The organism is Porphyromonas uenonis DSM 23387 = JCM 13868 (assembly GCF_000482365.1).
Taxonomy (GTDB): Bacteria; Bacteroidota; Bacteroidia; order Bacteroidales; family Porphyromonadaceae; genus Porphyromonas; species Porphyromonas uenonis.
Genome location: NZ_KI535310.1, coordinates 73111 through 92362, shown reverse-complemented (window position 1 = coordinate 92362; position 19252 = coordinate 73111). Strand labels below are relative to the sequence as shown.

The 19252-nt window shown below is 53.3% G+C and carries 19 protein-coding genes; 7 read left to right on the top strand and 12 right to left on the bottom strand.

The annotated features are described in order from the left end of the window. Window positions 1–8: 8 nt before the first annotated feature. The 3 genes from L215_RS0108930 to L215_RS0108920 are packed head-to-tail and all read right to left on the bottom strand — an operon-like array spanning window position 9 to window position 1668. Window positions 9–386 carry a hypothetical protein gene (locus L215_RS0108930; protein ID WP_025884034.1) on the bottom strand — a complete coding sequence of 126 codons (378 nt, stop codon included), beginning with the start codon at window positions 384–386 and terminating at the stop codon, window positions 9–11. A 43-nt stretch (window positions 387–429) separates the two neighbouring features. Continuing rightward, on the bottom strand, window positions 430–801 hold the full coding sequence (locus L215_RS0108925; protein ID WP_025884036.1) for an FtsB family cell division protein: 372 nt from the start codon (window positions 799–801) through the stop codon (window positions 430–432). Window positions 802–819: 18 nt separating this feature from the next. Beyond that, on the bottom strand, window positions 820–1668 hold the full coding sequence (locus tag L215_RS0108920; protein ID WP_025884038.1) for a GIN domain-containing protein: 849 nt from the start codon (window positions 1666–1668) through the stop codon (window positions 820–822). A gap of 118 nt (window positions 1669–1786) precedes the next feature. Between L215_RS0108920 and L215_RS0108915 the strand changes: the two genes are divergently transcribed. Continuing rightward, on the top strand, window positions 1787–2419 hold the full coding sequence (locus tag L215_RS0108915; RefSeq protein WP_027451671.1) for a DUF4294 domain-containing protein: 633 nt from the start codon (window positions 1787–1789) through the stop codon (window positions 2417–2419). Between the two features lie 14 nt (window positions 2420–2433). Here the strand turns inward: L215_RS0108915 and miaA are convergent, their stop codons facing one another. The 6 genes from miaA to L215_RS0108885 form a co-directional block, all read right to left on the bottom strand. Next, on the bottom strand, window positions 2434–3375 hold the full coding sequence (gene miaA / locus L215_RS0108910; RefSeq protein ID WP_025884039.1) for a tRNA (adenosine(37)-N6)-dimethylallyltransferase MiaA: 942 nt from the start codon (window positions 3373–3375) through the stop codon (window positions 2434–2436). Window positions 3376–3452: 77 nt separating this feature from the next. Continuing rightward, complete coding sequence (locus L215_RS0108905) at window positions 3453–4955, bottom strand: IMP dehydrogenase (protein WP_025884041.1); 1503 nt, start codon at window positions 4953–4955, stop codon at window positions 3453–3455. 64 nt (window positions 4956–5019) lie between these two features. Beyond that, window positions 5020–5481 (bottom strand): DUF4293 domain-containing protein, encoded by a 462-nt coding sequence (locus L215_RS0108900; protein WP_025884043.1) that lies wholly within the window; start codon window positions 5479–5481, stop codon window positions 5020–5022. A 33-nt stretch (window positions 5482–5514) separates the two neighbouring features. Further along, on the bottom strand, window positions 5515–5850 hold the full coding sequence (locus L215_RS0108895; RefSeq protein WP_025884044.1) for a DNA-directed RNA polymerase subunit omega: 336 nt from the start codon (window positions 5848–5850) through the stop codon (window positions 5515–5517). 57 nt (window positions 5851–5907) lie between these two features. Beyond that, complete coding sequence (locus L215_RS0108890; RefSeq protein ID WP_025884045.1) at window positions 5908–6723, bottom strand: outer membrane protein assembly factor BamD; 816 nt, start codon at window positions 6721–6723, stop codon at window positions 5908–5910. 145 nt (window positions 6724–6868) lie between these two features. Next, entirely contained in the window at window positions 6869–7807 is a 939-nt protein-coding gene (locus L215_RS0108885; protein WP_025884047.1) for a ribose-phosphate pyrophosphokinase, read from the bottom strand. Between the two features lie 364 nt (window positions 7808–8171). Between L215_RS0108885 and L215_RS0108880 the strand changes: the two genes are divergently transcribed. The 4 genes from L215_RS0108880 (at window position 8172) to L215_RS0108865 (ending at window position 11909) form a co-directional block, all read left to right on the top strand. After that, the gene (locus L215_RS0108880) at window positions 8172–8681 is read left to right on the top strand and encodes an arginine repressor (protein ID WP_025884048.1); all 510 of its coding nucleotides are present in this window, start codon (window positions 8172–8174) and stop codon (window positions 8679–8681) included. Window positions 8682–8783: 102 nt separating this feature from the next. Next, a complete protein-coding gene (locus L215_RS0108875; RefSeq protein WP_238296595.1) occupies window positions 8784–9059 on the top strand; it encodes a DUF4492 domain-containing protein in 276 nt (91 codons plus the stop codon). Between the two features lie 17 nt (window positions 9060–9076). Continuing rightward, entirely contained in the window at window positions 9077–10708 is a 1632-nt protein-coding gene (locus L215_RS0108870; protein ID WP_027451670.1) for a cytochrome ubiquinol oxidase subunit I, read from the top strand. Between the two features lie 28 nt (window positions 10709–10736). Beyond that, window positions 10737–11909 carry a cytochrome d ubiquinol oxidase subunit II gene (locus L215_RS0108865; RefSeq protein ID WP_025884051.1) on the top strand — a complete coding sequence of 391 codons (1173 nt, stop codon included), beginning with the start codon at window positions 10737–10739 and terminating at the stop codon, window positions 11907–11909. A 444-nt stretch (window positions 11910–12353) separates the two neighbouring features. Here L215_RS0108865 and L215_RS0108860 read toward each other — a convergent pair whose 3' ends face one another. Continuing rightward, a complete protein-coding gene (locus L215_RS0108860) occupies window positions 12354–13664 on the bottom strand; it encodes a hypothetical protein (RefSeq protein WP_025884052.1) in 1311 nt (436 codons plus the stop codon). A 383-nt stretch (window positions 13665–14047) separates the two neighbouring features. Between L215_RS0108860 and L215_RS0108855 the strand changes: the two genes are divergently transcribed. Then, window positions 14048–14620: an FHA domain-containing protein gene (locus L215_RS0108855; protein WP_244869683.1), complete on the top strand. Its 573-nt coding sequence runs from the start codon at window positions 14048–14050 to the stop codon at window positions 14618–14620. A gap of 40 nt (window positions 14621–14660) precedes the next feature. Then, on the top strand, window positions 14661–15956 hold the full coding sequence (locus L215_RS0108850) for an L-cysteine desulfidase family protein (RefSeq protein ID WP_025884055.1): 1296 nt from the start codon (window positions 14661–14663) through the stop codon (window positions 15954–15956). Between the two features lie 262 nt (window positions 15957–16218). On the opposite strand, the gene asnS is transcribed toward L215_RS0108850, so the two are convergent. After that, the gene (asnS, locus tag L215_RS0108845; RefSeq protein WP_027451667.1) at window positions 16219–17634 is read right to left on the bottom strand and encodes an asparagine--tRNA ligase; all 1416 of its coding nucleotides are present in this window, start codon (window positions 17632–17634) and stop codon (window positions 16219–16221) included. Between the two features lie 28 nt (window positions 17635–17662). Then, window positions 17663–19081: a pseudouridine synthase gene (locus L215_RS0108840; RefSeq protein WP_025883277.1), complete on the bottom strand. Its 1419-nt coding sequence runs from the start codon at window positions 19079–19081 to the stop codon at window positions 17663–17665. Window positions 19082–19252: the final 171 nt, after the last annotated feature.

The window sequence follows — 19252 nt, the reverse complement described above, 5'->3', positions numbered from 1 at the left end:
TGGAGTGATTAGTCTGCTTGGTTATCCTTTGGTGCCTGAGGCTTGTGGTACAGGAGGACTGTATTGGAGTAGAGTAGTAGGACTGACGCGATCATGAGCACGAGTCGCCAGTATGACTGCTCTACGATAAAGAGGTAGGAGCCCGAGACAAAGAGTATCCCTGCTAGGAGTGCCATGCCTCGTAGTCTCTTTGTGCGCAGGTCTACGCCACGCTTGTCGACGAGCGCCTGACTGATGGTGTAGAGTAGCGCTCCCGTCATGAGCAGATAGCCAAAGAGCACGCTCGGATAGAAAAGGTGCAGGAGCAGGCTCCCGAACATAAGTATGAGCCCAAGCTTATAGCAGATATTGATCGCCCGTTGACGAGAGGTTGATGGCTGAGACATAGGGTACTATTAGAAGAGTGTGTGTCAAGATGGATAAGCTAACTCATTTACTTTCGCTATCCTCTGAGTCGGGTCTATCCTTGATGAGAAAGACGACTTCGTCGGGGCGTTGCATACGGTACTCCTCACGAGCGATACGCTCTAGCGAAGCTTTGTCCTGCTTATAGCTGTCTATCTTCAGACTGTCGCTCTGATAAGCCTCTTCGAGTCGCTTGCACTCATCGGTGAGTGCCTGAATGCGATGCGAGTAGCGGAGCTGCTTGCCGAGGTTGGAGTCACTGATGACGAAGGTGTAGAGCCCCATGCCCAAGACGATCAAGCCGCAGAGGATAGCTTGCGCACGCTTGGGGTGCTCTGCACTAAAGCTTTTGACTTGACCGGTGATACGCTCTATGAACCGACGGATAGAGGACATAGTATGATAAGGTGTAGGTTAGCGTATCTCAATGGTTGAGGCGCGGTCGCTCTGCGAGTCGAGGACCTTGGGCGAACCGTAGATGGTGAGCTCAGAGGCGCCGGCTAGCTTGTAGCGAAGGTTGCCGCTGTTGCGAATCTCAGCCGAGGAGGCTCCAGCGAGGGATATGTCTAGGTCTGATACAGTCAGCTCTTCGCCATCGATCTCAGAGGCGCCCGCTAGCGTAGCTTGCAGAGTGGTTACGGATCCCTTTATCTCAGCCTGCGAGCTGCCTGCAAGCTGCATCGTCATCTGGCTGAGCTGATCGGCTAGGATGTCAAGATCAGAAGCGCCCGAGAGATTGATCCTGGCTCGTGTGGCCTGTACGGTGCCTGACACTTCACTAGCGCCTGTCGCCTCGATGCTCACCTCGTCTGCTACGACGGCGAGATCCTCTATGTTAGAGGAGCCCGATAGGTGAGCTGTGAATTGCGGCGCCTCAAAGCGTCCCAAGAAGCAAGCCTCAGCAGCTCCCGCTAGATCTAACTGCGTGATGTATGGCATCGTGATGTGTACGGTGATCTCGTCGGTGTCAAGGAGTCGTTTACCTTTGCTGGTCAAGCTGACATAGAGCGTCTCGCCTTCCTGTTCTATCTTGAGATCGTCCATATACTTCTTAGAAGCAGAGACCGACACTGAGTACTCTGCGCCTTGAGTGATCTCAAGCTCGATGCCATGATTCGCATTGACCGCCGTAAAGTCCTTAAAGTTGAGATCTTGCTCTGTCATCGTAGTAGAGCCTTTCTTGTAAGTGCAACTAGATATGCCACATCCCAAGAAGATGGCAAGCACTAGTAGTGAGCTGGTTATGATAGATTTATAAGTCATAGTATGATTCGTCAGTAAGATTGATATGAGATACTTCAATTAGTTGTATCTTTGTCTAGTACTTCATGTCAGTTGACAAAGGTAACAAATACTCTCATAAGACACCCCATTTGCAACTATGAAATGTTTCTCTAAGCTCTTCACCATATCGCTGATTCCCTTCTTGCTTCTATCGGCTAAAGCTCTGCGGGGTAGTGACTTCTCTCCGATTTACAGTGCCATCGGTGAGCCGCTTGTGCAAGCTCCCGACACGCTTGCTGAGGAGGATCTCGTCGGCATCCTGCTACCCGAGATACATGTCTCGGGCACTCCGCACAAACCCCTCTCTAAGTCTGAGCGGTATGCCTACTGGCGACGCGTACGAGACGTTAAGAAGGTCCTACCCATCGCGGAGGAACTCAGCCGGATGATCACCGAGACGTACGAATATGCCGAGACGCTACCCACAAAGCGTGAGCGCCGGGCACATCTAGCTCGTGTCAAGAAGGAGTTGGTCAAGGAATACACCCCACGAATGAAGGATCTGACGCTCGGACAGGGACGGCTCCTCATCAAGCTGGTCAATAGGCAGACGGGCTCTACGGGGTATGAGATCGTTAAGTCTATCTACGGAGGACTTACTGCGACATGGTACAACCTCTTTGCGAAGGTTTATGGAGGCGACCTAGACGTTAAGTTTGACCCTGAGCATGTTGAGGACGATGCGGTCACGGAGCGCATCATCTACCTCTGGAGAAACGGCTTGCTCTAGCACGCTCTCTCCCCTTACAAACTCTTAAGCAGTCGTAGCACTCGGTCTCGCTGATAAGTGACCGGCTGATGCCCATCGATCCAGTGTATCGGTAGGCCACGACGACTCATGCCTCGGAACCAAGTCATCTGCCGCTTGGCAAACTGATGAATGGCTGTAGCTAGTTGCTTCTCCATCTCGGAGTAGCTAAGCTTCCCTTGCAAATAGAAGGTGATGAAGCGGTACTCTAGACCGTACGCAATGAGTGTCTCTGCGGGAACGTGCTGGTCAAGCAGTCGCTCCACCTCTGCGACCATCCCTCCCTCCAGTCTGCTCTGCAGTCGCTGGTCTATGCGTCGTATGATCTCTTGACGTGCTAAGCGTAGCCCGATGATGAGCGGAGGTTTCTGTCGCTTCGCCTCACGGAGTGCCTGCTGATAAACCTGGTAAGCCTCAGGATGCTGAGCGTAGTGCCTCGCTATCTCAATGGCCCGGATACACTTGCGTGCCGAGCTTGGGTCCATGCGATCTATGCGTGGATAGCGACTGAGGATGGCTCTCAGGTCGTCTAGGCTGAGTAGCTCTAGCTCCTCTCTCAGAGCGGCATCGGGTGGTACTTGGTGCATGGGTCTCGTCTGCAGAACCTGCTCGACATAGAGCCCTGATCCACCAACGAAGATCGGCTTGAGCTGCTGTGCGACCACCTCGTGGTACGCCTCGTCAAAGAGCCGTACATACTCAAAGAGGTTGAACGGTTGCCCTGCTGGGACAATATCAATAAGGTAATAGGGAATAGTGCCTCGCTCCGTGGTGTAGGAGTCTAGATCCTTGCCAGTGCCAATGTCCATACCGACGAAGACCTGCCTGCTATCGCCACTAAGGATGGCTCCGTGAAGCTCCTCCGCTAGAGCCACACCGAGCGCTGTCTTACCGCAAGCGGTCGGACCTACGACTGTGAGTAACTCGGGGTAGTACACTAAAGAGGATACTTCGGCGAGGCGAAACTATCTATTGGTCAGAGAGCCTATGCCCTGCTGATCAAAGAGCCTACGCATTAGGTGCGATCCTTGCGAATGACATCGTGTGCGCCTCCCTCGATGATAGAGGTCGAGGAGACGAGCGTCAGCTTAGCATTCTCTCGGAGAGACTTTAGGTCGACGGTGCCACAGCTACTCATCGTAGCTTTGATCTTGCTGAGCGTTTGGTCTAGCGTGTCCTTCATCGGTCCAGCATAGGGGACATAACTGTCCACACCTTCCTCAAACTTCATCACCGTCGCTACACCTCCGCCATCATAGCGCTGCCAGTTGTGCGCACGGTTGGAACCCTCGCCCCAATACTCCTTGACAATGTTATTGCCGATACGAAGCTTCTCCGTGGGTGACTCATCAAAGCGAGCGAAGTAACGTCCCATCATGAGGAAGTCGGCGCCCATAGCCAGAGCCAGCGTCATATGGTAGTCATGTACGATACCACCATCGCTACAGATAGGTACGTAGATGCCCGTCTCACGATAGTAGTCGTCACGCGCCTTGGCAACGTCAATGACTGCGGTGGCTTGACCACGCCCGATACCTTTCTGCTCACGGGTGATACAGATCGAACCGCCTCCGATACCGACCTTGATAAAGTCTGCGCCAGCCTCTACGAGATAGCGGAAACCATCCTGATCGACCACATTGCCAGCGCCGACTATGACGCTGTCGCCATACTGCTCACGTATCCAAGCGATGGTCTCCTTCTGCCAGACGGAGAAGCCATCAGACGAGTCAATACAAAGGACATCCGCCCCAGCCTCTACCAGTGCAGGCACGCGCTCCTTGTAGTCGCGTGTGTTGATACCAGCGCCGACCATGAGCGTCTTGTTATGTGGGTTCTGTAGCTCGAGCGGGTTCTCCTTGTGGCTATCGTAGTCCTTGCGGAAGACGAAGTAGCAGAGACGTCGATCCTCGTCAATAATAGGGAGCGCATTCAGCTTGTGAGCCCAAATAATATCGTTTGCCTCGCTTAGCGAGATCCCCTTGCATCCTGTTGTAAGGCGCTCGAAGGGAGTCATGAAATCAGCCACCTTGCGATCCAGCGAGTCGGTCGATAGACGGTAGTCTCTACTCGTGACGATACCGCAGAGTACTCCATCTGGGGTGCCATCATCCGTTACTCCGATAGTGGAGTGTCCCGTGAGTTGTGTGATAGCCAGTACGTCAGCGAGCGTGTCCTTCGGACTGACGTTGGCATCACTCCGTACGAAGCCCGCCTTAAACTTCTTGACACGAGCGACCATCTCAGCCTCCTCCTCGATCGGTTGTGACCCGAAGATGAAGGACAGACCTCCGTTGCGAGCGAGGGCTATAGCCATCGTGTCGTTGCTGACGCTCTGCATGATAGCAGATACGAAGGGGATGTTGAGATTGATGCGCGACTCCTCCTTTGCAGGGCTATACTTAGCCAGTGGAGTGCGTAGAGATATCTTGTCTACAGTGCACTCGGGCGTTGTCAGTCCTGGGACGAGTAGGTATTCGCCAAAGGTGTGCGACGTGTCAGGGAAGATGATTGCCATAGGAAAGCGAATAAATAGTGGTGGGTGAATGGGGAGATGCTCTTAACGTCTGCGGGAGTCTGTCCTAGCGTAGTCTATTGGAGGCACGTACGAGGATGTCGTCCTTGATGATGTTGCGCATAGCCATATACTGGCATAGCAGGTTGATGAGTGGTAATATGAGCCAAACTCGCATCTTCGTAGTCGCCTGCAGGAGATCAGCTTGTTGCCAGAGCATATAGGCAAAGGCTAGAATAGCCGCTACCATCAGGAGGATCCCGATGATCGTCAGACGTATCTGTAGCTTGCGCCGCTTGTAGAGGAAGATGGTGGCAAAGGAGAGGATCGTCACCAGGGAGGTCAGTGCGAAGGTGACTAGATTAAAGTACTTAATACTCGTCCAGCCATTGACGACGAGTCCCGTGAAGTTTGCTGCGTAGACCACCTCCTGACTAGCAGGGATCACCGAGAAGAGCGTAAAGAGTAGCAGTAGGGTTGCTGTCACCCCACTGAGGAATAGGTATAGAGTCTGTATGCGCTGCCACATATTAAGCGTACGGTTGTGTGGGTTTGCCTTACATTAGTCTTGTGAATCTTCAGGGAGACGGAAGTATACCTCGCCATTGAGAAACTCGGTGGTAGCTACAAGCGTCGGCTTGGGAAGCTGCTCGTAGTACTTAGAGACTTCGATCTGCTCACTATTTTCTGTAGGAGTCTCGTCGAGAGCGTCCTGAAAGTTGGTCACCTCTTGTAGCTTCTCTCGTATCTCATCACGCATCTCTACAGATATTTGGTTAGCGCGCTTGGAGATGATACGTACGGTCTCGTAGATATTGCCTGTCTGCTCCCAGAGCTCGGGGAGTGAACGCGTGATTGTGGACTGTGGTACAGGTTGCTTCTTATTGTTTGTTGTCATAATGCGAAGTTGGGGGTCTTAGTATGAGATGGTTTTAGGACGAGCGTCTTAGACAGTCTAGCTCACGATCATACGCTGAGCACGATCACGTAGGGTCTTAGCACGCTTGAGGTGCTTCCCATTTGGGAAAGCGTTTTCGTAGTTGTAGTATGCGTCGATGACCTCGCGTAGTCGCCCTTGCTTCTTGCTCTCCACACTGTTTATCGCTTGTTGGTAGGAAGCCTCTACGATGATAAAGAGGAGATCCTCACGATGCTTCGTGTAGGGATAAGCCTTGAGCGCATTGCGAGCTGTGATGATGGCAGAGATATAGTTGTTGCCTATATAGGTGCCGAGATTGTAGTATAGGTCAGCAGTGATCAGCTCCTTTTTGGCCAGGTTGTCTTGTAGGTCAAAGAGCATCTGCTCTACCTCCTTGCGGTGCTCACTCTGAGGATAAGCCTCCAGGAAGCCTTGTAGCTCCTTGAGCGCGCTGTAGGTGATAGACTGGTCCAGACGTGGGTCGGGAGCTATGCGGTAGAGCGCTAGCCCAGTCTTGTAGCGAGCCTCTGCGGCTCGTGCGTCCTGAGGGTACTTGCTGTATAGTCTGCGAAAGTACTCAGCGGCACTAGACTCTTGCTTGTTCTGTAGGAGCGCGTCGGCCATGATGTAGAGCGCCTGAGCACCCTCCTGCGTACCCTCGTAGTGAGGTAGGACGTCGACCATTAGCTCTGCCACACGGCTATACTTTCCCTCGTTGTAGTACTTCTTGGCATAGGAGTAGCGGAGCGTGGGGTCCTTGGATTTCTGTATACGCATATACTCAGCGCAGCTACTAGTGAGCAGGAGCCAGCAGCTGAGTACCAAGATGCGGAGGAGCGTTTGTCTAGTCATACTAAATACCTACAGTTGCACGCAAAGGTACGAAAAAAGAGATTAGAACGAGACCGTTTGTCCCGCCCGACATAGAAAATGTGAAGATACCCTAGCCCGCTCGTCCGTGAGTAGGCTAGGGTATCTTGTTGTAGATAGTGTGCGTCTAGAAGGTGTAGAGCGAGCTAATCGACTCGTGGCTACAGACTCGGCGGATAGACTCGGCAAAGAGCTCGGCGACGCTGATGATGCGTACCTTCTCGCTCTTCTTAGAGTAAGGTATTGAGTCGGTGAAGATCATCTCCGTCAGACCAGACTGGTCGATGCGCTTCGTAGCGGGGTCGCTCATGACAGCATGTGTCGCAAAGGCTCTGACAGACTTTGCTCCGTGCTCTAGCATCAGGTCAGCAGCCTTGGTCATCGTGCCTGCGGTGTCGACGATATCGTCCACGAGGATTACATCCTTGCCAGTGACGTCACCGATGATGGTCATCTCGGCCACCTCGTTTGCCTTAGCGCGACGCTTGTGGCAGATCACCATAGGTACCCCAAAGTGGCGAGCATAGCTATTCGCACGCTTCGTGCCACCCACGTCAGGAGTAGCGATGCAGAGGTTATCCACGGGTATGTTGTGCTCGATATACTCAGTGAAGACGGTAGAGCCGTATAGGTGGTCTACCGGTACGTTGAAGAAGCCTTGTATCTGGTCTGCATGCAGATCCATCGTGATCAAGCGTGTGATGCCAGCTACGGAGAGAAGGTCTGCGATAAGCTTAGCACCGATAGAGACACGGGGCTTGTCCTTGCGGTCCTGTCTAGCCCATCCGAAGTAGGGTATGACGGCAGTGATGTAGTGAGCCGAGGCACGCTTGGCCGCATCGATCATGAGTAGGAGCTCCATGATGTTGTCGGCATTAGGGTAGGTCGACTGTACGAGGAAGATGTCCTTGCCACGGATGCTCTCTTCGTAGAATACGGCAAATTCACCATCGGCAAAGTGCTCTGTGCGCATCTTGCCCAGGGGGCAGCCCAGTGAGTCGCAGATCTTCTCGGCGAGATTCTGAGAGGCTGAACCAGCAAATACTAGGTAGGGTAGTTCGTTCATTGTGTTATCAGTATAGAGACAATCAGTGGCACAAAGGTACGACTTTAATAATAAACGGGGGTTACAGCGATCCTTTCGTCTTAGGGCTGACGCATTATAAAAAACGAGCTTGTCTCATTTCCTACCTAGGAATTTCCCGAATTCCTCCGTAGATATTTTTTATTTCTTACCTAGGAATTGGCAAATTCCTAGGTAGCTATTTGGCAAATTCCTAGGTAGGAATTCAATTCCTCGGGAGGAACTCGCCAGCAACGAGATAAAAGAGTATATTTGTGCCATCGAAGGGTGTCGTATGAGCTAGTAGCACACACCTCTATGTGGCACCTGATGTAAGCAAGCAAACGAAGAGTCAGTCTATTATAATATGAGTAAGCAAACGAAGAGTCAGCGTCTCAGTGTCATCGCCGACCTGCTTAGGACCCACGAAGTGACAGATCAAGCGATGCTCCTCGAGCTCCTGCGCGGTCGCAATATCTCTATCACACAGGGTACGCTCTCGACCTATCTCACTGAGCTGGGTGCGACCAAAGGGGTGCGCCCAGGCTCCTTCAAGCCGTGCTATCAGCTGCCCCTGATGCCGCAGGCTGACGCTGTCACGACCCAACCCACGGGGCTCATCTCTCCGACGGTCGGCTTCCGCTCGTATGCGCTCTCGGGGCAGATGCTGGTCATCCGCACGGAGCCCGGCTTTGCACAGTCTATAGCAACCATCCTGGACAGCTCCTCGTCATCGCTCTCGCTCGGTAGCGTGGCGGGCTACGACACTATCATAGTAGCCCTGACGGAGGAGGCGACCGATGCTGAGGTGATCGACTGGCTCCATCGCATCATCCCCGAGTCTATCCTCGCTATAGGGCGGGGACGACGGTCGTGACTTGACAAAATCGTTCATTCTCGTGACATATTCCGCCGGTAGACTCCATCTTTAATCTAGAAACACTATATTTGTCACAAATATCAGCTAGTGCCGATGAATATGGATACAGAATCTACTGATACAAAGGGCAAGACCCACTGGGGGCTTCGCTGGTTTTACGACCTCTATCGTGACGGACTACGTAATCAGAGTCGCACGAGTCGTACGCTGTGGATTATCGTAGCCATCAAGCTCCTGATCATGTTTGCCATCTTGCGCCCCATCTTCTTCCCACGGGTTATCGCCCAGCAGGGGGATAAGGAGGCGCAGATAGAGTTTGTGCAGGATCAGCTGACGGCACCAGTCGTCGACACGCTTCATCATAGTAATCACTAACTTAACTATATAGCATAATGAATGTAGACGCTTTACTCCTCTGGTCTAGACTGCAATTTGCGCTGACCGCATGCTATCACTGGCTCTTTGTGCCACTCACGCTCGGACTGGGTGTGATCATGTCGATAGCCGAGACTAAGTACTATAGGACCAATCGTCCTGAGTGGAAGAGATGGGCGATGTTCTGGCAAAAGCTCTTCGGTATCAACTTTGCCATCGGCGTCGCTACGGGACTCATCCTCGAGTTTGAGTTCGGTACCAACTGGTCCAACTACAGCTGGCTCGTGGGTGATATCTTCGGCGCACCGCTCGCCATCGAGGGTATCCTCGCTTTCTTTATGGAGGCGACCTTCATCGCTGTCATGTTCTTCGGCTGGAACAAGGTAAGCCGAGGCTTCCACCTAGCTTCTACCTGGCTGACCGTCATCGGTGCGACCATCTCGGCCGTATGGATTCTAGTCGCCAACGCTTGGATGCAAGACCCTGTCGGTATGTCCTTCAACCCCGCTACCGTACGTAGCGAGATGGCTGACTTCTGGGCCGTGGCATTCTCTAGCTCAGCGGTCAATAAGTTCTGGCATACGACCATCTCCTCCTGGACGCTCGGCTCTATCTTTGCGCTAGGCATCTGTGCTATCTATATCTTGCGTGGCAAGCACAAGGAGTTTGCACTGGCCAATAGTCGTATCATCGCTCCTTTCGGACTCATCGCTGCCTTGCTCACCGTCTTCACGGGAGATACCTCTGGCTACAACGTGGCTCAGCGCCAGCCTATGAAGCTCGCTGCTATGGAGGCTCTCTATGATGCTGGCGAAAGCACCCCCGACGGCAAGACTGCTGACGGCAAGGGACTAGGCCTTAGCGCTATCGGTCTGCTAGACTGCGACAAGCTCACGCCACTCGCTGAGGAGAACCAAAATCCATTCGTCTTCAATGTCAAGATGCCCTATATGCTCTCATGGCTGGGCACACGCTCTACCGATGGCTACGTGCCAGGTATCAACAATATCCTGGAGGGTGGTTACTACGACAAGGATGGCAACCAGGCGCTCTCTGCTGACGAGCGTATGCGTCGTGGTAAGGTCGCTATTGAGGCGCTCGCTGCTTATGGCGAAGCGCAGAAGGCTGGTGACGCAGCCGAGATGGATCGTCAGAATGCGATCATACAGGAGAACTTCGACCACTTTGGCTATGGTTACGTACAGGACAAGGCAGACCTAGTGCCGAACGTACCGCTCATGTACTACGCCTTCCGTATCATGGTCGGTTGCGGCTTCCTCTTTATTCTTGTCCTCCTCCTCATCTGGATACTGCAACGTAAGAAGAGCTACGAGGAGTACGCACGCTATCGCTGGCTACATATCATCACGATCATCTGTATCCCGCTAGCGTGGATCGCCAGTCAGGCTGGATGGGTCGTCGCCGAGATGGGTCGTCAGCCATGGGCTATCCAGGATATGCTCCCGCTGAATGCTGCTGTCTCTAAGCTGGCTCCCGCCAACGTGATGACCACGTTCTTCATCTTTGCCGTACTCTTTACGATCCTCCTCATCGCAGAGGTGAGCATCATGGTCAAGGCGATCAAGCATGGCCCTGAGTCTCATCTGAATGATGTAGAGCAGCTCTTTAGCAAGCGTGAGAGTAAGTAATCACTAACCCCATAGACACACTATCATAATGGACTACGCATTTCTACAGCAATACTGGTGGTTCCTAGTCTCACTGCTGGGTGCCCTGCTTGTCTTCCTGCTTTTCGTGCAGGGAGGACAGACTTTCATCTTTGCAGCTCGTCGTGACGAGCCTCTGCAGCGTATGATCGTCAATTCAACGGGTCGTAAATGGGAGTTTACCCTCACGACTCTAGTTACCTTCGGAGGTGCCTTCTTCGCCTCCTTCCCGCTCTTCTACTCAACCAGCTTCGGTGGAGCTTACTGGGTATGGATCTTGATCTGCTTGACCTTTGTCATCCAGGCCGTCTCGTATGAGTATCAGTCTAAGCATGGCAACATATGGGGCAAGAAGACCTTCCAGACCTTCCTCTTCATCAATGGAGTCTTGGCTCCAGTGCTCCTAGGCGCTGCGGTTTCGACGCTCTTCACAGGTGGCAACTTCGTCGTGGACAAGAGCGCTATCTACGACCTCGGAGCCTCGATGCAGACCATCTCCGTCTGGCAGCCTGATCCCCTCACGGGGCTACAGCTACACGGGCTGGAGGCTATCTTCAACCCCTGGAATGTGGTACTCGGTGTGACGCTGCTCTTCCTCGCACGCACCACGGCGCTCCTATACTTCATCAACAACATTCATGATGAGGTCGCCTACGAGCGTGCTCGCAAGAGCCTGCTACCCAATGCAGCTATCTTCGTCGTCCTCTTCGTCGCTTATGTGGTCTTCCTCATGGTGACTAAGGGATATGATGTAGACCCCAGCACGGGAGCCGTGAGCCTAGTGCAGTACAAGTATCTGCACAACTTCCTCGCTATGCCAGTGATCCTCATCGTCTTCCTCGTGGGTGTGGTACTCGTCCTAGCGGGCGTGATCCTCACACTGGTCAAGAAAGGCTTCCGCAAGGGTATCTGGCTCGAAGGTGTCGGTGTCGTCCTCGCTGTCCTGGGCCTGCTCCTCATACTCGGGTACAACAACACGGCTTACTACCCCTCGATAGCAGATATCAATAGTTCGCTGACGATCCAAAACAGTAGCTCCAGCCCCTACACGCTCAAGGCTATGAGCATCGTCTCGCTGCTGATCCCGTTTGTCCTCGCCTACATCTTCTACGCTTGGCGTGCGATAGACCGCAAGAAGATCACACGTCACGAGATGGGTCAAGACGAGGAGATCAAGTACTAGTCACTGTGGCTGACCCCGCTAAGTAGGGCCAGCACACAAGCCTCACACAGGGGGCGACACTGAGACCAAGGAGTCTAGGTGTCGTCCCCTCTCTTTGTGCGCAATTTCCACGAGTAGCGATATGTAGGGACGCTCGGTCGAGCGTCCGTCCCCGTTAAAGCCTTGACACTGTTCTTATTGATACAACGGACGCACGACCGTGCGTCCCTACAGCCGTTACTCGTCCCGAGCGTCCGTCCCCGTTAAAGCTTTGACGCTGTATCCTTTGATACAACGGACGCACAGAGCGTGCGTCCCTACATATCGTTACTCGTGAGACTTCTGAATGTTACACTTTGGGCTAACTGTGAGTGTATGAGGGTGAAACTTTGACCTATAAGTCTATAATAATAAGGGAGCGAAAGAGAATCTCTTTCGCTCCCTTATTTAAGGAAGATCTACGGGTCAATACATATAACCGATGGACAGAAAGACGGTATGAGACTGACCATAAGGGGTCACATTCTTGTAGTTGTCAGCTGCCATCTCATCTGCATCCTTGATGGGGAAGCCATACTTGTATCCGGCACCGAAGAAGAGCATATTCCCATACTTCAAGGGGATGCCAAAGTCGCACCTTACGAGCGGTCCAGCACTGATCAGGCTGTAGTCGGAGTGAAGGTCACCGGTAACACATCCACTCAGGGAAGGAATGACATATACAGACTTTAGGTCAAGCGGCACCTGCAGACCCGCAAAAGCATTGAAGCTAAAAAGGGTCACTCGCTTGATGAACTCCTGAGGTACCTCCACTTCCTTGCGATCTTTCGACAAGAAGCTCGGATCCTCCGTTATCAGTGCCGTATCATCCACGAGGCAGGGCTGATTGAACCCTACAGACCCGCCATAAGTGAAGTACGTCCCGAGGGATGAGCGGAGCCCGAGGTAGGAGGCCATCCCAAAGTGTGGCGTTAGGTTTTTAGCCAGATCCGCAGTGTAGATAAGCTCGCCTGACAGCGCACCCGTGACCATCTTATGTGGTGGCAGAGCGAGGACTTGACCCCGGTCATCCTTAATGACCAGCTCACCCTTGCGGTGAGGATCGTAGTACTTCACCACCTTATCTATGTCCTCAAACTCCCACTTCAGTCCTCTCACATAGCTACAGAGCTCCGGATCATCGGCAAGGAATCTGACCACTCCGCCTCTAAACTGAGATCCTTCATAGTTGATCCCGTGTACCAGAGCAACCTTTCTTAGGATACCTCCGCGTTTCTCCAAGAATAGTGGGAAGCTGGGCTTTACCACAGCCATACTTCCTCCACTACGTATGATCCGCTGCTCGTTGCCGATGAAGAAGATGTCCCCATTCTCATCAATCTTGTACGAAGAGGCCAGGAGGTAGGCCGTAAGCTCAGGTCCCCTATCTACGAGAGTCATCCATGCGGCATTGCTTTGCAGGAAGGTGGAGAACTTTTTGTACTCAAAGCGATAGCTCGAGTCCGGTTTCTTGGGGTTGCTTAGCTCGATGCCTTTCAGGTCCTCGGACTTGAAGGTGCCGGCTGAATGGGCGAGGGCGAGGTCATCGAAGAGCTTGAGCTCCTTGTCCCCCGACATAGGCATCCTAAGATACCCTGTGTAGGTAGCTCCTTCCTTGGTCTCCAATTGCGCCTTGCAGACATCCCTTGGCTCCGAGGTGAAGAGCTTTATCAAGCCACAGCCTGAGAGAAGCATCATAAGCCCGATCAGGATCGATAAGTTATATGCCAGTTTCATAATAATAACGAAATGAATAGGATAGGTAATCGGCTATCTATGCAACCTGTATTGCAACTCAATAACCACGTTACAAAGGTAATAAAAAGAGGCGTATAGGTCAAAATGGTGGGTAAAACAGCCTAATAGCGTACATTCGCGTTGGCTCACTTTTAACACTTCAAAGCTTTTCAAACCCTTATATGTCTCTCTATACCTAGAAAAGACCTTTAACTCACCCACCATTTTGACCTATAAGTCGAAACTTTAGTCTCAGCTGGTTGAAACTACAGTTTCATACGGGAGAAACTCTAGTTTCATAGGTAAGAAACTCTAGTTTCATGGGTAGGAAACTGCAAGTGGCTCCGAGCGAAGCAAGCTTAGGTGGTATATTTGTGGTACATTTGTGGCAAGAACGAACTATCGCATACATCTCCGTGAACTATATCCTCTGTCCTCACTGTACGACTAAGATCTCCGAAGAGACAATCCTAGCTAATGCCGACTGCCGTGGCAAGGTCGCTATGCTCTGCCCAACATGCTCCGAGAGCCTACGCTTCCGTCTTAGGGGCACTACGCTAGAGCATCTCAAGGCACGCTACGCTGAGCTTGCGCCCGAGGGGGACCCTGTACGGGCTTATCTACAGTTGATTGCCAACGACTTTGCCTACGCTGCCCTGCTCCCGCTCTACGAGGGGTGCAACACGATAGGCAGCTACAACGGACGTGGCACCTCGGTGACCACCCCGATACATAGTAGCGACCCCAGCTTGGGACGTAACCATTGCCAGATCACGATAGAGCCTGATGGACAGGCGATCATACAGGATTTGGACAGTATGACGGGGACCTTCGTGGCGGGTGTTGAGTACCTGCCAGATACCTTTCGCGAACTACAGTCGGGCGATGTGATCACGCTGGGAGCGACCTCCCTGATCTATGTGACACGGACTGACTACGAAGAGACGAATCCTTAATCCCTCCTATTTACTCCTCCTCATGAAGACGACAAACAGACTGACTCCCGCTCTACGTCAAGAGATTATCTCGCTCATTCACCAAGAGGTGGTCCCAGCTACGGGCTGTACCGAGCCTGTCGCTGTATCACTCTGCACCGCTTACGCTAGTGCTACGCTGGGCGACTTGACACCAGAGAGTGTGTCGGTATTGCTAAGCCCCAACGTACTCAAGAATGCCCTCGGGGTGGGAATACCGGGGACGGGCATGATCGGGCTGCCGATAGCTATAGCGCTAGGCGTCGTACTGGCACAGCCGGAGAAGGGGCTCACACTCCTAGACAGCTTTACACCTGAGCAACTGGCTGAGGCTAAGCAACTGGTCGAGGATAAGATCATAGCTATCGGCACGAAGCCTGAGCCTGTCGACAAGCTCTACGCTGAGGTGACGATACAGACGACTGGCGGGGAGACGGCTACGGCCATCATCAGTGGCAAGCATGACCATCTGACCTTCCTCGCCAAGGGGGATCAGGTCCTGGAGGATCATCCGATAGGGCAGCAGGATGACGAGGATGACGAGGAGGAGCTCGCGCTAAACTTTTCGCTCGTCTATGACTTCGCCACGACTGCTCCGCTGGAGGAGATAGAGTTTATCCTAGCTGATGCAGAGGTCAATGCCGAGGCTAGTCGCCTCTCGATGAAGTCTAACTACGGTCACGCTGTGGGGCGTATGGTGCAGAGTGACTTAGGACGAAAGTACCTAGGAGAATCAACCTTGACGAAGATTATCTCGGCGACAAGTGCTGCCTGCGATGCCCGCATGGACGGGGCACCTGTGACGGTGATGAGCAATTCGGGCAGTGGTAACCAGGGTATCACAGCGACGATGCCTGTGCTGACCTTTGCTAAGGAGCAGAAGAAAAGTCGCGAGGAGACCGTCCGCGCCCTGATGCTGAGCAATCTGATGGTGATCTATATCAAGCAGAAGCTGGGCCGTCTCTCGGCTCTGTGCGGTTGTGTCGTCGCCTCGACGGGCGCTGCTTGTGGCTTGACCTATCTGCTCGGTGGCAATAAGCAGCAGGTGAGCTATGCGGTGAAGAATATGGTGGGCAACATCACGGGGCTCCTCTGCGATGGGGCTAAGCCAAGCTGTAGCCTGAAGGTGTCGAGCGGTGTGAGCACGGCTATGTTCTCCTCTTTGCTAGCGATGGAGCAGAAGGTGGTCACGGGGAGCGAGGGCATCGTGGACGATGATGTGGATCAGACGATAGACAACCTGACTAGCATAGGTCGTGTGGGTATGAATGAGACGGATCGTCTCGTACTCGACATCATGACGTCCAAGAACCACTAATAGAGACTGTCGCATAAAGGCGAATCGCTGTGTTGCTTTCGGGATTCGGCTTCGGTCACATACGGAGGTATGCTCCCTTCAGACCTCACCCTCAGCGCCTTGCGCTTCATCCTTTCTGCAAAGTCAGAACAATCTTGCAAGCAAGATTGTGAGACTGTTGACTTTTGCAACAGTCTCCAATAGGCTTTCACTAGACAAATGAAAAAGGCTGTAGCATCGCTCTCGATACTACAGCCTTTACGCTTGATATGCTTTGCTAGAACTAGAAGTTAGCGTTGTTTGGTGTGCGGGGGAAGGGGATTACGTCACGGATATTGGTCATGCCGGTGACGAAGAGGAGGAGTCTCTCGAAGCCTAGTCCGAAGCCCGCATGTGGCGCTGAGCCATAGCGACGGGTGTCGAGGTACCACCACAGATCCTTGTCCTTGATACCGACCTCCTGGGCACGTGCCGTGAGCTTGTCAATGTCGGTCTCACGCTCGCTACCTCCGATGATCTCGCCGATGTGCGGGAAGAGGACGTCCATACCGCGGACGGTCTTGCCGTCTTCGTTTTGCTTCATATAGAAGGCCTTGATCTCCTTCGGGTAGTCGGTCATGATGACGGGTGCGTTGTAGTGCTGCTCGACGAGGTAGCGCTCGTGCTCGCTGGCGAGGTCGGCACCCCAGTAGACGGGGAACTCGAACTTCTTGCCGTTACGGACGGCCTCCTCAAGGATGGCGACACCCTCGGTATAGGTGGTACGTACGAATGGACGCTCCACAACGAAGCGGATGCGCTCGATGAGCTCCTTGTCATAATGCTCGGCGAGGAACTCGAGGTCGTCCATACAGTGGTCGAGAGCCCACTGGAGACAATGCTTGGTAAACGCCTCGGCGAGGTCTTGGTTGCCCTCGTTATCCATAAAGGCGACCTCAGGCTCGACCATCCAAAACTCTGCGAGGTGGCGTGGCGTATTAGAATTCTCAGCTCTAAAGGTAGGGCCAAAGGTATAGATACCGCCTAGAGCCAGGGCTCCCAGCTCGCCCTCTAGCTGTCCCGATACGGTCATCGAGGTGTGCTTGCCAAAGAAGTCTTTGCTGTAGTCCACGCTCCCATCTTTAGCGAGGGGAAGCTTGTTCATGTCTAGCGTGGTGACGGTAAACATTTGCCCTGCACCCTCGGCATCGCTCGAGGTGATGATCGGGGTGTGGAGGTAGAAGTAGCCACGCTCGTGAAAGAAGGTGTGGATCGCATAAGCCATGTTGTGGCGGATGCGGAGGACTGCTGCGAAGGTGTTGGTACGTGGACGCAGGTGAGCAATCTCACGGAGGAACTCTAGCGTGTGTCCCTTCTTTTGCAGTGGATAGCGAACGGGATCACAGGTGCCGTAGATGGTTATTTCGCTAGCCTGTATCTCGTACTCTTGCCCTTGACCCTGTGAAGCAACGAGCGTGCCGACGACCCCGATAGCGGCGCCTGTGGTGATCTGCTCGATGAGCTTGGGGTCGGTCTGGGTCTTGTCAATGACGATCTGTATGCTGTGTACGGTCGAGCCATCGTTGAGCGCAACGAAGCAGACAGCCTTGTTGCCTCGCTTGGTACGTACCCAACCCTTGACACAGACGGGCTGGGGGAGCTGACGCTGAGCAAGCTGGGGGAGCTCCTTGATAGTAGTGCGTGGTAGTGAGTTATTCATAGTATCTGCTGATATGGTTTATACCTATTTAGTCTTCTATCTCTTCGGATGCGAAGGGATGGTCTGGGGTCTCTTGGTGCTTGTGATAGACTTTGGTGGTGGGAGCTACGCCATTGTCCTCCTGCTCTTTGACCCCCATGCGGAGGTAGCGCACCTCCTCGGGAGTGAGGTAGCGCCAGCGACCTCGGGGTAGATCTTTCTTGGTGAGGCCTGCGTAGTAGACACGGTCTAGATGTACGACGCGATAGCCTAGATGCTCGAAGATGCGGCGCACGATGCGGTTGCGTCCCGAGTGAATCTCTATACCTACCTTGTCGTGGGTCTGTCCTGAGATATAGCTGATAGCGTCGGCATGGATCTCGCCATCCTCTAGCTCGAAGCCCTGAGCGATCATCTGCATATGCTCTACGGTGACCTCCTTGTCGAGGGCTACCTCGTAGATCTTCTTCTTGCGAAAGGCGGGATGCATCAAGCGCACCGCTAGGTCGCCATCATTGGTCAAGAGGAGGATGCCAGTCGTGTTGCGGTCTAGTCGACCGATGGGGTAGATACGCTCGGTGCAGGCGTTGTGCACGAGATCCATGACGGTGCGCCGACCTTCGGGATCGGTGAGCGTGGTGACGCAATTCTTCGGCTTGTTGAGTAGTACGTAGACCTTTGCCTCTAGGGTGACTGGCTTGTCATCGACCATCACCTGGTCGGTCGGTAGTACCTGCGAGCCAAGCTCGGAGATGACGGTGCCGTTGACCTTGACACGTCCAGCAGCGATGTACTGGTCTGCTGTACGACGTGAGCATAGTCCAGAGTTGGAGAGGAACTTGTTGAGTCGTATCGGTTCGCCCGCCTCAACTAGTGGAGAGGCGTAGCGCACTGGCTCGACAGGAGCCTTAGGTGTGCGGGGCTTAGACTCGCCCTTGCGCTGCTTGTTAGGACGCTGACCAGCGCTCTTGCGAGGAGCCGAAGAGCGCTTGTTCTTGCGGTCGGTTGAGTCAGCCGAGGCTTCTCTCTTACGACTTGGCGCCGAGGTGCGAGCCTCTCCGTTATTGGCTTTAGAGCGGTTGCCCTTGCCTCTCTGCTTAGCGTATGGATATATGACAGGGTCCTCCTGATTGCCATCGCCTACTAAAGACACGGGTGTCGTCACTTTGTGAAGACTCCGTCCTCCAGGATGCTGCTCGTCGAAGTCAAGTCTGCGCTCCAAAGCTTTCTCAGCATTGATGTCGCGGGGCTTGACCATCTCGGAGGCATCTATGTTGCGATGTGTCACCGTGGCACCAGCCTCGCCACTAACCTTGACACGAATCAAGGATTCGCTGGAAGCGGGTCGTGCTATGCGTTGACGTCTTCGCTTGCCAGTAGATGCGGACGATGGCGCCTCGGCAGATGAATCTGCAGAGGTGCTCGCCTTGTGCTGTGCCTCTGATGTAGGATTGCTGTCTATAGACATGAAGCTATTTAATGCCTACACAACAGACTGAGTGTGTTGCGTAGTATGTTCTGTATCAATGGGTCTCTGTCGCTGGTCGAAACAGTGTCAGCAGACCACTCCTTCGGGTCTCACGAACTGTGGATCTTACTAGCTGATTGAGCTGAGACAAAGGTACTAATTTATTGGCAG

Bases quoted from the DNA above. Each gene is read 5' to 3' on its own strand.
- L215_RS0108930 (WP_025884034.1), bottom strand. From the start codon at position 386: ATGTCTCAGCCATCAACCTCTCGTCAACGGGCGATCAATATCTGCTAT.
- L215_RS0108925 (WP_025884036.1), bottom strand. From the start codon at position 801: ATGTCCTCTATCCGTCGGTTCATAGAGCGTATCACCGGTCAAGTCAAA.
- L215_RS0108920 (WP_025884038.1), bottom strand. From the start codon at position 1,668: ATGACTTATAAATCTATCATAACCAGCTCACTACTAGTGCTTGCCATC.
- L215_RS0108915 (WP_027451671.1), top strand. From the start codon at position 1,787: ATGAAATGTTTCTCTAAGCTCTTCACCATATCGCTGATTCCCTTCTTG.
- L215_RS0108905 (WP_025884041.1), bottom strand. From the start codon at position 4,955: ATGGCAATCATCTTCCCTGACACGTCGCACACCTTTGGCGAATACCTA.
- L215_RS0108900 (WP_025884043.1), bottom strand. From the start codon at position 5,481: ATGTGGCAGCGCATACAGACTCTATACCTATTCCTCAGTGGGGTGACA.
- L215_RS0108895 (WP_025884044.1), bottom strand. From the start codon at position 5,850: ATGACAACAAACAATAAGAAGCAACCTGTACCACAGTCCACAATCACG.
- L215_RS0108890 (WP_025884045.1), bottom strand. From the start codon at position 6,723: ATGACTAGACAAACGCTCCTCCGCATCTTGGTACTCAGCTGCTGGCTC.
- L215_RS0108885 (WP_025884047.1), bottom strand. From the start codon at position 7,807: ATGAACGAACTACCCTACCTAGTATTTGCTGGTTCAGCCTCTCAGAAT.
- L215_RS0108880 (WP_025884048.1), top strand. From the start codon at position 8,172: ATGAGTAAGCAAACGAAGAGTCAGCGTCTCAGTGTCATCGCCGACCTG.
- L215_RS0108875 (WP_238296595.1), top strand. From the start codon at position 8,784: ATGGATACAGAATCTACTGATACAAAGGGCAAGACCCACTGGGGGCTT.
- L215_RS0108870 (WP_027451670.1), top strand. From the start codon at position 9,077: ATGAATGTAGACGCTTTACTCCTCTGGTCTAGACTGCAATTTGCGCTG.
- L215_RS0108865 (WP_025884051.1), top strand. From the start codon at position 10,737: ATGGACTACGCATTTCTACAGCAATACTGGTGGTTCCTAGTCTCACTG.
- L215_RS0108860 (WP_025884052.1), bottom strand. From the start codon at position 13,664: ATGAAACTGGCATATAACTTATCGATCCTGATCGGGCTTATGATGCTT.
- asnS (WP_027451667.1), bottom strand. From the start codon at position 17,634: ATGAATAACTCACTACCACGCACTACTATCAAGGAGCTCCCCCAGCTT.
- L215_RS0108840 (WP_025883277.1), bottom strand. From the start codon at position 19,081: ATGTCTATAGACAGCAATCCTACATCAGAGGCACAGCACAAGGCGAGC.